Annotated in this window: 13 protein-coding genes and 1 riboswitch; of the genes, 5 read left to right on the plus strand and 8 right to left on the minus strand. The window is 69.9% G+C overall.

Features of this window, described 5'->3' with window-relative positions; genetic code table 11:
• From VFM98_RS03005 to VFM98_RS03015, 3 genes are all read right to left on the minus strand, one after another.
• Positions 1 to 241: methionine biosynthesis protein MetW (locus VFM98_RS03005; protein ID WP_325108415.1), on the minus strand; the 241-nt coding region annotated here is incomplete at its 3' end.
• Positions 238 to 1,482 (minus strand): homoserine O-acetyltransferase MetX, encoded by a 1,245-nt coding sequence (gene metX, locus VFM98_RS03010; protein ID WP_325108416.1) that lies wholly within the window; start codon positions 1,480 to 1,482, stop codon positions 238 to 240. The genes VFM98_RS03005 and metX, both read right to left, overlap by 4 nt.
• Before the next feature lie 113 nt (positions 1,483 to 1,595).
• A complete protein-coding gene (locus VFM98_RS03015) occupies positions 1,596 to 2,153 on the minus strand; it encodes a TMEM165/GDT1 family protein (RefSeq protein ID WP_325108417.1) in 558 nt (185 codons plus the stop codon).
• A gap of 7 nt (positions 2,154 to 2,160) precedes the next feature.
• Positions 2,161 to 2,339: riboswitch (yybP-ykoY riboswitch) on the minus strand.
• 121 nt (positions 2,340 to 2,460) lie between these two features.
• Here VFM98_RS03015 and VFM98_RS03020 point away from each other — a divergent pair.
• The 3 genes from VFM98_RS03020 to VFM98_RS03030 all read left to right on the plus strand — a co-directional run bounded on the left by VFM98_RS03020 (position 2,461) and on the right by VFM98_RS03030 (position 5,024).
• Positions 2,461 to 3,663: an ammonium transporter gene (locus tag VFM98_RS03020; protein WP_325108418.1), complete on the plus strand. Its 1,203-nt coding sequence runs from the start codon at positions 2,461 to 2,463 to the stop codon at positions 3,661 to 3,663.
• A gap of 224 nt (positions 3,664 to 3,887) precedes the next feature.
• Positions 3,888 to 4,268 (plus strand): RNA-binding protein, encoded by a 381-nt coding sequence (locus VFM98_RS03025; protein WP_325108419.1) that lies wholly within the window; start codon positions 3,888 to 3,890, stop codon positions 4,266 to 4,268.
• A gap of 270 nt (positions 4,269 to 4,538) precedes the next feature.
• Positions 4,539 to 5,024 carry an RNA-binding protein gene (locus tag VFM98_RS03030; protein WP_325108420.1) on the plus strand — a complete coding sequence of 162 codons (486 nt, stop codon included), beginning with the start codon at positions 4,539 to 4,541 and terminating at the stop codon, positions 5,022 to 5,024.
• A gap of 118 nt (positions 5,025 to 5,142) precedes the next feature.
• Here VFM98_RS03030 and VFM98_RS03035 read toward each other — a convergent pair whose 3' ends face one another.
• From VFM98_RS03035 to VFM98_RS03050, 4 genes are read right to left on the minus strand one after another with little or no spacing between them, the layout of a single operon-like run.
• Positions 5,143 to 5,916, minus strand: coding sequence for an SDR family oxidoreductase (locus VFM98_RS03035; RefSeq protein WP_325108421.1), 774 nt, complete (start codon positions 5,914 to 5,916; stop codon positions 5,143 to 5,145).
• A 12-nt stretch (positions 5,917 to 5,928) separates the two neighbouring features.
• The gene (gene lptC / locus VFM98_RS03040) at positions 5,929 to 6,543 is read right to left on the minus strand and encodes an LPS export ABC transporter periplasmic protein LptC (protein WP_414708975.1); all 615 of its coding nucleotides are present in this window, start codon (positions 6,541 to 6,543) and stop codon (positions 5,929 to 5,931) included.
• A gap of 5 nt (positions 6,544 to 6,548) precedes the next feature.
• On the minus strand, positions 6,549 to 7,091 hold the full coding sequence (locus VFM98_RS03045; RefSeq protein WP_325108423.1) for a 3-deoxy-D-manno-octulosonate 8-phosphate phosphatase: 543 nt from the start codon (positions 7,089 to 7,091) through the stop codon (positions 6,549 to 6,551).
• Between the two features lies 1 nt (position 7,092).
• Positions 7,093 to 8,106: a KpsF/GutQ family sugar-phosphate isomerase gene (locus VFM98_RS03050; RefSeq protein ID WP_325108424.1), complete on the minus strand. Its 1,014-nt coding sequence runs from the start codon at positions 8,104 to 8,106 to the stop codon at positions 7,093 to 7,095.
• Positions 8,107 to 8,152: 46 nt separating this feature from the next.
• Between VFM98_RS03050 and VFM98_RS03055 the strand changes: the two genes are divergently transcribed.
• Together VFM98_RS03055 and VFM98_RS03060 are read left to right on the plus strand one after the other, a co-directional pair.
• A complete protein-coding gene (locus VFM98_RS03055) occupies positions 8,153 to 10,141 on the plus strand; it encodes a cation:proton antiporter (RefSeq protein WP_325108425.1) in 1,989 nt (662 codons plus the stop codon).
• Positions 10,142 to 10,146: 5 nt separating this feature from the next.
• Complete coding sequence (locus tag VFM98_RS03060) at positions 10,147 to 10,701, plus strand: adenine phosphoribosyltransferase (RefSeq protein WP_325108427.1); 555 nt, start codon at positions 10,147 to 10,149, stop codon at positions 10,699 to 10,701.
• Between the two features lie 42 nt (positions 10,702 to 10,743).
• Here VFM98_RS03060 and VFM98_RS03065 read toward each other — a convergent pair whose 3' ends face one another.
• Positions 10,744 to 11,598, minus strand: a complete 855-nt coding sequence (locus tag VFM98_RS03065) for a hypothetical protein (protein ID WP_325108429.1) — start codon at positions 11,596 to 11,598, stop codon at positions 10,744 to 10,746.
• Positions 11,599 to 11,857 lie beyond the last annotated feature (259 nt).

Genomic DNA, 11,857 nt, shown 5'->3' on the forward strand with positions numbered 1-11,857 from the left:
CGTCGAAGGTGTCGTCCTCGAAGATCGTGAGGCCCGCATCCAGGTTGGCCTGGATCACGTTGACGCCGCGCTTCACGCAGGCCAGCACGTTCTCGTCGGCGATCTCGATGCCGTAGCCGCTGCAGCCGCGTTCGCGCTGCAGGTAGTCGAGCAGCGCGCCGTCGCCGCAGCCCAGGTCCAGCACGCGCGAGCCCGCCGGCACCAGCTTCGCGATCGTGTGCAGGGTGGCCTTGTCGGTCATAGCACGGCCCCCGCGGGCAGGTCCTGCGTCGGCGCCTCGGCGGGCTCCGCCGCGATGCGGTCGAAGTAGGACCGCACCACCGCCAGGTAGCGCGGGTCTTCCAGCAGGAAGGCGTCGTGGCCGTGCGGGGCGTCGATCTCCGCGTAGCTCACGTCGCGCCGGTTGTCCAGCAGCGCCTTGACGATCTCGCGGCTGCGCGCCGGCGAGAAGCGCCAGTCGGTGCTGAAGCTCACGAGCAGGAACTTCGCCCGCGCCACCGCGAGCGCCTTGGTGAGATTGCCGTTGAAGCGCTTGGCGGGGTCGAAGTAGTCCAGCGCCCGCGTGATCAGGAGATACGTGTTGGCGTCGAAGTACTCGCTGAACTTGTCGCCCTGGTAACGCAGGTAGCTCTCGATCTGGAACTCGATGTCCTGCGTGGTGTACAGATAGTCCCCCACGCTCCGCTTCGCTCCGCTGCCCCCGGAGGGGGCTCTGCCGCCTTGGGGCGGCCCGGCGGCGGCAGGCAGGTCCATGCCTTCGCGCAGCTGGCGGCCGAACTTCTCGTTCATCACGTCGTCGGAGAGGTACGTGATGTGGCCGATCATGCGGGCGATGCGCAGCCCGCGCTTGGGCACCACGCCGTGGGCGTAGAAGTGGCCGCCGTGGAAGTCGGGGTCGGTCACGATCGCGCGGCGGGCCACCTCGTTGAAGGCGATGTTCTCGGCCGTGAGGTTGGGCGCGCTGGCCACCACCACCGCATGGCGCACGCGCTCGGGATACTGCAGCGTCCACGAGAGCGCCTGCATGCCGCCGAGGCTGCCGCCCATCACGGCCGCGAGCCGCGTGATGCCCAGGCCGTCCAGCAGCCGCGCCTGCGCATTCACCCAGTCCTCCACCGTCACCACGGGGAAGTCGGCGCCGTAGACGCGCCCGGTGTCGGGGTTCTCGTGCATGGGGCCGGTGGAGCCGAAGCAGGAGCCGAGGTTGTTGACGCCGATCACGAAGAAGCGGTCGGTGTCCACCGGCTTGCCGGGGCCGATCATGGTGTCCCACCAGCCTTCGGACTTCTCCTGGCCCGCGTAGACGCCCGCGACGTGGTGCGAGGCGTTGAGCGCGTGGCAGATCAGGACGGCGTTGCTGCGCTCGGCGTTGAGCGTGCCGTAGGTTTCGTAGGCGAGCGAGTAGCCGCGGATCGAAGCGCCGCTTTGCAGTGCAAGCGGGGCATCGAACTGCATGGATCTGGGCGTGGCGATGAAGGACATGGCAAGAAAAAACCCGGCCCCGCTGCAGCGGGCCGGGTCGCGGCCATCTTTAGCAGCATTTATTGAGCGCCCGCAAGCGAGGCAAATCGGCGCTGGAACAAGTATAGCGATCTCTACTTGAGGATCGCCAGCACGCCCAGCACCAGGAACACCACCGCCCCCACCGCGTGCACGGCGCGAATCGGCACCCGGCGCATGATGCGGTCGCCGAACCAGACCACCGGCGCATTGGCGAGGATCATCCCCAGCGTCGTGCCGGCCACCACCGCGGCCCAGGTGTTGTATTCGGCGGCCAGCATCACGGTGGCGACCTGTGTCTTGTCGCCCATCTCGGCCAGGAAGAAGGCGATCACGGTGGCACCGAAGACGCCGAACTTCGGCGCGCCGCCGGCCTCGTCCTCGTCGATCTTGTCGGGGATCAGCATCCAGATCGCCATGGCGATGAAGGAGCCGCCCAGCACCCAGCGCAGCACGTCGGGGCCGAGCGCGTTCGTGACCCAGCTGCCCAGCGCCCCGGCCAGCGCGTGGTTGAAGATGGTGGCCACGAAGATGCCCAGTACGATGGGCCAGGGCTTGCGGAAGCGCGCGGCGAGGACGAGCGAGAGCAGCTGCGTCTTGTCGCCCATTTCGGCGAGCGCGACGATGCCGGTGGAAACGAGGAAGGCTTGCATGGATGAGGGACTCCGGCCGGCACGCACGCACCATTGACTGCACAGCATCCCCGGCCTGAAACGGAGGCTGCACAGTCAAAGGTCTCGCCAAACCGAAGCTCGCCGGCGCCATGGGACGCGGGTCCCAAGTCTGTTGACGCCAGCCCCTTTCGAGGTGAAGGGAGGCTACTCCCCAATGACTGGGCGCATTGTAGTCGCTCCTGCTCATGTACGCCCATGGGCTCGGATATTGCTTTAGTTTGGTGCGCAGGCCGGAAAGCAGGCCAAAGCGCACCACAACGAAGCAAAACCATCCCAAGGGGACACCATGGAAGCACTAAAACAGGGCTCGGACGTCCTGTTCATCCTGCTGGGCGCCATCCTGGTTCTGGCCATGCACTCGGGCTTCGCCTTTCTCGAGCTCGGCACCGTGCGCAAGAAGAGCCAGGTGAACGCGCTGGTGAAGATCCTGGTCGACTTCTCCGTCTCCACGGTCGCGTATTTCCTGGTCGGCTACGCCATCGCCTACGGCACCAGCTTCCTGGTCGGCGCCGAACAGCTGGTGGCGCGCAACGGCTACGACCTGGTCAAGTTCTTCTTCCTGCTCACGTTCGCGGCCGCGGTGCCGGCCATCATCTCCGGCGGCATCGCCGAGCGCGCGCGCTTCGGCCCGCAGCTGATCGCCACCGCCGTGATCGTCGGCGTCATCTATCCGCTGTTCGAGGGCGTGGCCTGGAACCAGCGCTTCGGCATCCAGGGCTGGATCAAGGCGCTGACCGGCGAGGAATTCCACGATTTCGCCGGCTCGATCGTGGTGCACGCGGTGGGCGGCTGGCTGGCGCTGCCGGCCGTGATGCTGCTCGGCGCCCGCAGCAACCGCTACCGCAAGGACGGCGCCATCTCGGCCCACCCGCCTTCCAACATCCCCTTCCTGGCGCTGGGCGCCTGGGTGCTCACGGTGGGCTGGTTCGGCTTCAACGTGATGAGCGCGCAGACCATCGACAAGGTCTCCGGGCTGGTGGCCGTCAATTCGCTGCTGGCGATGGTGGGCGGCACGCTGGCCGCCCTGCTGCTGGGGCGCAACGACCCCGGCTTCGTGCACAACGGCCCGCTGGCGGGGCTGGTGGCCGTGTGCGCGGGCAGCGACGTGATGCACCCGCTCGGGGCGCTGGCCGTGGGCGGCGGCGCCGGCGTGATCTTCGTCGTGATGTTCACGCTGACGCAGAACCGCTGGAAGATCGACGATGTGCTGGGCGTGTGGCCCCTGCACGGGCTGTGCGGCCTGTGGGGCGGCATCGCCTGCGGCCTCTTCGGCAGCAGGAGCTTCGGCGGGCTCGGCGGCGTGAGCCTGGGCGCGCAGGCGATCGGCAGCCTGCTGGGCGTGGCCTGGGCGCTGGCGGGCGGCTTCGCCACCTACGGCCTGCTCAAGGCGCTGATGGGCCTGCGGCTGTCCCCGGAGGAGGAGTTCCGCGGCGCGGACCTCGCCATCCACAAGATCGGCTCGACCCCAGAGCGCGAGGTGACTTGGTAAGGCTGAATCAGGTGCCCCGCGGATGTGGCGCCGCCGCCGCAGGTGGCGCGACCGTAGGGGTTCAGGGCCTACCCGTACACGCGGCGCGGGATTCCCGGCGCATAATGCCGCCGTGGGCCCCGGGTGGGGCCTACGAGTATGCGGTGTTTGTCGGTCTCGCGTGGTTGTTGATTGCGTTTGCGGACTCCATCGCTATCCAGCGTCTTTTCTCAGGAGTCCATTCAATGGGCAACAAGCTTTACGTGGGGAACCTCCCCTATTCCTACCGCGACGACGACCTCCAGCAGGCCTTCAGCCAGTACGGCGCCGTCGCCTCCGCCAAAGTGATGATGGAGCGTGACACCGGCCGCTCCAAGGGCTTCGGCTTCGTCGAAATGGGCAGCGCCGCCGAGGCGCAGGCCGCCATCCAGGGCATGAACGGCCAGCAGGTCGGCGGCCGCGGTCTCGTGGTGAACGAGGCCCGCCCGATGGAGCCGCGCTCCGGTGGCGGCGGCGGTGGCCGCGGCTTCGGTGGCGGCGGCGGTTTCGGTGGTGGTGGCGGCGGCGGCTACGGCGGCGGTGGCCGTTCCGGCGGCGGCGGCGGCTATGGCCGCGACCGCTACTGAGCACGCGAAGGCGAGTCCTCGCAATCCATCGAAGGGCCTACGGGCCCTTTTTTGTTGCCTGCCGCGGCGGCGGCACCATCGTTCTTTTTTGATCTGACCCCGGTGCGCCCCCCTTGCCACCCTCCCGGCGGTGTGCTCCATAATGGCCGCGCGTGATGAAGCTTTACACGCGGGTTGCGTTGGACAGGTGCCTTTCGCGTCAGTCGGTTGAATGCGCTTTCGGGACTCCATCGCTAATCGGTTCAATGTTCTTATCGGGAGTCCCATTGAATGGGCAATAAACTGTACGTAGGCAACCTGCCCTACCAGATGCGCGACAGCGATCTCGAACAGGCGTTCAGCCAGTTCGGCCAGGTCACCAGCGCCAAGGTCATGATGGAACGCGAGACCGGCCGTTCCAAGGGCTTCGGTTTCGTCGAGATGGGCAGCGACGCGGAAGCGCAAGCCGCCATCAACGGCATGAACGGCCAGCCCCTCGGCGGGCGCAGCGTCGTCGTCAACGAGGCCCGTCCGATGGAGAACCGTCCGCGCGGCTTCGGCGGCGGCGGTGGTGGCGGCGGCTTCGGGGGTGGCGGCGGCGGTGGCTACGGTGGCGGCGGCCGCTCCGGTGGCGGCGGCTACGGCGGCGGCGGCGATCGCCGTGGTGGCGGTGGCGGCGGCCAGGATGGCGGCTTCCGCAGCCCCTACGGTGCCGGCCCGCGCGGCGGCCGCTCGGGCGGCGGCGGTGGCGGCGGCTACGGCGGCAACAACTACTGATCGCGCCAGCGCGTGATGCAGGAAGGCTCCTTCGGGGGCCTTCGCCGTTTGTGGGAGGCCGGAGCGCTCCCACCCAACCCTCCCCCGGAGGGGGAGGGCTCGATGTGCTAGCGAATCGTCAGCGGTGGCGGTGCTTGCGCGGGCGGCCGGCGAGCAGGCGGTCGAACAGCGGGTCGGGCAGCACGCGCAGCAGCTTGGCCACCACGCCCATCTGCCACGGGATCACCCGGTAGCTGCGCCCCGCCTCGATGGTGCGGAACGCCTGCTCGGCGAAATCCTCCGCCCGCATCAGGAAGGGCATCGGGTAGCGGTTCTCGCGCGTGAGCGGCGTGTCCACGTAGCCGGGCGCGATCGTCACCACGCGCACGCCGCTGCCGCGCAACTCGCCGCGCAGGCTCTCGCAATAGGCGATCACGCCGGCCTTGCTGGCACAGTAGGCGCCGTGCCCCGGCAGGCCGCGGATGCCCGCCACGCTGGCAATGCCCACCAGCCGGCCGCTGCCGCGCTCGCGCATCGGCGCGATGAAGGGCTGGAAGGTGGCCGCCAGCCCCACGTTGTTGACGGCGAGCACGCGCGCCAGCACGGCGATGTCTTCGCGCAGCGAGGTGTCCACGCCCAGGCTGATCCCCGCGTTGGCGATCACGACCTCGGGCAGCCCCTGCTGCGCAAGGCAGGCCGCCCCGGCCGCGGCGATGCCGTCGACCTCGGCCACGTCGGCGCCGTAGACGCGGCAGCGCTCGGGCGCGAGGCCCTGCGCCTGCGCCCACTGCGCCATCTCCTCGCTGCGCCGCGCCACCAGGGCGAGCCGCCAGCCGGCCTGCGCATAGCGGGCCGCCAGCGCCTGCCCGATGCCGCTGGAGGCGCCGGTGATGAACGCGAGCGGTGCCGCCATCGCGCCCGGGCCTCAGGGCGCTGCGGACTTGGGCTGCAGCGTGCCGTGCACGTCGCCCACCAGTTCCAGCACGCGCTTCTGGTTGTCGTATTCCAGGTTGTTGCCGCGGAACACGTCGGCCCCGCGCGTCAGCGTCACCGGCTTGTTGGAAGTCACGCGCTCCTGGTCCGTGTAGGCATGCAGGAACTCGCCGCGGATCTCCAGCTTGGGCTCGGTGGAGGCACGGGCCGGCGGCGGCTCGCGCGTGACCACCGCGTCGCCGATCAACTGCACCTGCGAGCCGTCGGAGTTGCTGATGCCGCGCTTGGCGCTCGCCACCACCACCGCGCCGCCGGCGGCGAACGAGCGGATGCGCGGCTGGTCCACCTCCAGCGTGTCGGTGTCGGCGTAGTGGCGCGCCTCGACGCCGCGCAGCTCGGTCTTGAGCCGCCCCGACGGGTCGAAGGACTTGACCGAGAAGCCGCGCAGGAAGTAGTCCGGCTCGTGGTCGGGCGGCGCCTCGGGCGCGCTCGGGGTGAAGGTGGGCGTGGTGCGGGCCAGCCAGTAGGTGCCCAGCGCCAGCAGGCCCATCAGGATGACGGGCAGGTAGATGGTGATCCGGTCCCAGGCACGGCCGAAGCCGCGCAGCGGCGTCACCGGTAGGCCTCCAGCAGCTGTGCGTACTTGCCGCTGGCCACCAGCAGCAGGTCGCAGAACTCGCGCGCCGCCCCCTGGCCGGCCGCCGCCTGGGTGACGTGGCGGGCGCAGGCGCGCACCTCGATGTGCGCATGCGGCGGGGCCACCGGCAAGGCGACGCGCCGCAGCACCGGCAGGTCCGGCCAGTCGTCCCCCATGGCCGCGGCCTGCGACCAGTCGAAGCCGAGTTCGGCCAGCGACTGCTGCGCCGCCGGCAGCTTCTCCTCGGTGCCGTAGTGCACGCGCTTGACGCCCAGCGCCTCGAGGCGGCGGCGCAGCGGCCGCGAATCGCGGCCGGTGATCACCACCGGCTCGATGCCGGCGCGCTGCAGCAGCTTCAGCCCCAGCCCGTCGAGGATGTGGAAGCGCTTGAGCGTCTCGCCCTCGTCGGAGAACAGGATGCCGCCGTCGGTCATCACGCCGTCGACGTCGAAGAAGGCCACCCGCACGCCCTGCGCGGCGAGCAGCAGTTCGGGGGCAAAGCTCAGGGCAGGCGTCACCTCAGATGACCTTCGCGCGCATCAGGTCGTTGCTGTTGACGGCGCCGACCAGCACGCCGTCGCGGTCCACCACCAGCACGCTGGTGATGCGGTACTGCTCCATCATCGCCGCGGCCTCGGCGGCCAGCGCCTCGACCGGGATGGTCCGGGGATTCGGGTGCATCACCTCGCGGGCCTTCACCTCGCGCAGGTCCGCCCCCTTCTCGATCAGGCGCCGCAGGTCGCCGTCGGTGAAGATGCCCAGCACGCGGCCGCCTTCGTCCACGATCGCGGAGGCGCCCAGGCCCTTGCGGCTCATTTCGCGCATCAACTGGGTGAAGCTGGCGTCGGGCAGCACCGCCGGCACGGCCTCGCCGCTGCGCATCACGTCGGTCAGGTGCGTCAGCAGCTTGCGCCCCAGCGCGCCGCCCGGGTGCGAGCGGGCGAAGTCCTCGGGGCGGAAGCCGCGCGCATCCAGCAGAGCCACCGCCAGCGCGTCGCCCAGCGCGAGCTGCGCCGTGGTGCTGGCCGTGGGGGCCAGGTTCAGCGGGCAGGCTTCCTTCTCGACGCCGCTGTCCAGCACGATGTCGGCGTGGCGGGCCAGGGTGGAGCCGGCCTTGCCCGTCATGGCAATCAGGGGCACGCCCAGGCGCTTGAGCACCGGCAGGATGGCCGTGATCTCGTCGCTCTCGCCGCCGTTGGAGATGGCCAGCACCAGGTCCACCGGCTTGATCATGCCGAGGTCGCCGTGGCTGGCCTCGGCCGGGTGCACGAACATGGCCGCGGTGCCGGTGGAGGCAAGCGTGGCGGCGATCTTGCGGCCCACGTGGCCGCTCTTGCCCATGCCCATCACGACCACGCGGCCGCGCACGGTGAGCATGGCCTGCACCGCCTGCGCGAAGCTTTCGCCCACGCGCCCGCGCAGGCCCAGCAGGGCAGCCGACTCGATCTCCAGCGTTTCGCGGGCCAGCCGCAGGGCGCGCGCCGGCTCGAAACCCGGTTGCGGCTCGGAAAGGGGGGTGGCTGGAACCGTCATCCGCGGATTTTAGGGGGCGGCGATTCGCGTCAGATAGCATCACGGGATGACATCGCTCGAGCTGACGCTGCTTTACCTTCTGGCCGCAGTGCTCGGGGTGGTGTTGTGCCGGCTCGCGCGGCTGCCGCCCATGCTGGGCTACCTGGTGGTGGGCGTGTTGATCGGCCCCAATGCGCTGGCGCTGGCGCAGGACTCCGAGAGCGTGCGCCACCTGGCCGAATTCGGCGTCGTGTTCCTGATGTTCGTGATCGGGCTGGAGTTCAACTTCAGCAAGCTGCGCGCGATGCGCACGCACGTGTTCGGGCTCGGGTTGTCGCAGGTGGTGATGACCATCGTCCCGGCCACGCTGGGCACCTTCGCGCTCACCTACTGGCTGCCGAAGATCGCGCCCATGGGATGGCAGAGCGCGCTGGCGCTCTCGGGCGCACTGGCCATGAGCAGCACCGCCATCGTGGTGAAGCTGATGTCCGACCGCCTCGAGCTGGAAAGCGAGCACGGCAAGCGGGTGATCGGCGTGCTGCTGTTCCAGGACCTGGCGGTGGTGCCGCTGCTGGTGCTGATCCCGGCCCTGGGCAGCCCGCCGGAGGTGCTGCTGCGCGAAGTGGGATACGCCGCGCTGAAGGCCGGCGCGCTGATCACGCTGCTGCTGGCCGGCGGCCAGCGCCTGATGCGCTGGTGGCTCACGCTGGTGGCGCGGCGCAAGAGCGACGAGCTGTTCGTGCTGAACATGCTGCTGATCACCCTGGGGCTGGCCTGGCTCACGCAGCTGGCCGGCCTGTCGCTGGCGCTGGGCGCCTTCATCGCCGGCATGCTGATCGCGGAAACCGAATACAAGGTGATGGTGGAAGCGGACATCCGGCCCTTCCACGACGTGCTGCTGGGCCTCTTCTTCATCACCATCGGCATGCTGCTGGACTGGCGGCCGGTGGCGCTGCACTGGGCGCTGGTGCTGCTGCTGGTGTTCGGGCCGGTGCTGTTCAAGCTGCTGCTGGTGACGGGGCTGGCGCGCCTGTTCGGCGCCACCATGGGCGTGGCGCTGCGCACCGGGCTCTATCTCGCGCAGGCGGGCGAATTCGGCTTCGTGCTGCTGGCGCTGGCGCAGCACAACGACCTGGTGCCGCCCGCGCTGCTCAACCCCATCCTCGCCAGCATGGTGCTTTCCATGCTGGCCACGCCCTTCATCATCCAGTGGAGCAACCGGATCGTGATGAAGCTGGTGGCGAGCGAATGGCTGATGCAGTCGCTGCAGATGACGCACATCGCGCGCCGCTCCATCAACGCCAGCCAGCACGTGATCATCTGCGGCTACGGCCGCTGCGGCCAGAGCCTCGCGCGCATGCTGGCGCTGGAAGGCATTCCCTACATCGCGCTGGACCTCGACCCGGATCGGGTGCGGCAGGCCAGCGCCGCCGGCGAATCGGTGGTGTTCGGCGACGCCTCGCGGCTGCAGGCGCTGATCGCCGCCGGCCTGGGCCGCGCCAGCGCGCTGGTGGTCACCTACCTCGACATCCCCGGCGCGCTGAAGGTGCTGGGTGCGGCGCACCAGCACGCGCCGCAACTGCCCGTGCTCGTGCGCACGCAGGACGACCGCGACCTGGAGAAGCTGCAGAAGGCCGGCGCCACCGGCGTGGTGCCCGAGACGCTGGAAGGCTCCCTGATGCTGGCCAGCCACGCGCTGGCGCTGGTGGGCGTGCCGATGCGGCGCGTGCTGCGGCTGGTGCAGCAGCAGCGCGACCAGCGCTACAACCTGCTGCGCGGCTACTTCCACGGCGCCGACGACGAGGGCGGCGCGGAGGAGTTCGAGCAGGAGCGCCTGGCCACCGTGACGCTGCCGCCGGAGGCCGAGGCGCTGGGGCGCGCCTTGAGCCAGCTGCCGCTGGAGGAGCAGGGCGTGCGGGTGGTGAGCCTGCGCCGCAGCAACGGCCGGGTGGTGGACCCCGCCTCCGATCCGCCGCTCAAGGACGGCGATACTCTCGTCCTCTCGGGGCGGCCGGACACGCTGGCGCTCGCCGAGGAAATGCTCCTCAAGGGCTGAAAGACATGCAAGAGATTCCGTTCGGCGTCGGGGAGTACCTGCGCAGCCACATCCGCACCGTGCCCGACTGGCCGGCGCCGGGCGTGCAGTTCCGCGACATCACGCCGCTGCTGCAGGACCCGAAGGTGTTCCGCGTGCTGATCGACGCCTTCGTGCACCGCTACATGGACCGCCGCCCCGACGTGGTGGCGGGGCTGGACGCGCGCGGCTTCATCCTCGGCTCGGTGATCGCCTACGAGCTGGGGGTGGGCTTCGTGCCGATCCGCAAGAAGGGCAAGCTGCCCTTCACGACGGTGGAGGAAACGTACGAGCTCGAATACGGCAGTGCGACGGTGGAACTGCACACCGACGCCGTCCGGCCCGGCCAGCGCGTGCTGCTGATCGACGATCTGATCGCCACCGGCGGCACGATGATGGCCGGCAAGAAGCTGCTGGAGAAGCTCGGAGGGACGGTGATCGAAGGCGCGGCGATCGTGGACCTGCCGGAGCTGGGAGGGTCGGAGAAGTTGCGCGAGGGAGGTTTGTCCCTTTTCACGCTCGTGCACTTCGAAGGCCACTGAGCCTTCCTGCTCCCCCCCCAGAGGGGGAGGGAAAAGATCCGCTCACCGCAGCGCGCCGAACTGCGTGCCGCTCAAGTGGTGCTGGTCGTCCGAGGCCATCTCCGTGTCCTCGAAGCCCGTGAGCAGCGTGTAGTTCTGCGGCGGGCGGCTGCCGGCCGCGGCCAGGGCGCGCTCGCCGCGCAGGCCGGCATCCAGCGCATCGCGGAAGGCCGCCACTTCATCGGCTTGCAAAGGCTCCAGCGGCGCGGGGCGCGAAGGCGTGAGCGGCGCAGGGCGTGAGGACGTCCCGAGCGGGGCCGGGCGCGACGATGCCGCGAGCGGGGCCGGGTGTGAAGGCGTGCCCAGCGGAGCGGGCCTCGACACCGCCTCCAGCGGCGCCGGACGCGAATGCGTGCGCCGCGGCACTTCGGCTGCGAGCGGCGCCGGCTGCGACACCGCCGGCATGCGCTGCTGCGCATCGGCCGCGGCCGCCTGCTCGCTGGCGCGCCAGTACACCCCGGTCACCTGGATCTGGTGCCTGGCCCGCGCCGATTGCATGATCGCGGCCTCGACCTCCGTCGTGCGGCGCGTATCGCTCAGCGCGCCAGGGGCCACGTCCATCATCACCATGAACTGGCGGCCGTTCGGATCGAGCGACAGCACCTTGAACTTGTAGCTGGAAGACAGCACGCCGGCGCGCACCATCGCCTCCCGCACCACGGCGTACAGCTGCTCGCGGTGCGCGAGGCGCTCGTGCCGGCGCTGCGTGCCCGCCGACGCCTGCGCGGGCTGCGACTGCGGCGCGCCATGCACCGGCCGGCCGGAATCGATGCGCGAGAAGCCCGAGTCGGCGAGCAGCGAGGCCCGTGCTTCGTTCCTTTTCCTGCGCCCGGAAGAAAACCAGCTGAAGAAGGACATGGGTACTACTTTCCTGCGGCCGGATGGAGGGCCGCGATTTCAGTGTAGGGAGAGTGCGCGCCGCGCGTGTGGACATTTGTCACGGCAGGGCGCGCTTCGTATTCAGGTGACGGCGACACGCTTCGGGCGGTTGGCCAGCCGGCGCGACACCAGCGAGCCGAGCGCCATCGCGATCTCCACTGCCAGTGCAGGCTGCCGGTTGGTGAGCTCGGTGAAGCGGATCGGCGACAGCGACCACAGCTTGCACGCGCTCGCGGCC

This window comes from Ramlibacter sp. (genome assembly GCF_035706265.1).
GTDB lineage: Bacteria > Pseudomonadota > Gammaproteobacteria > Burkholderiales > Burkholderiaceae_C > Ramlibacter.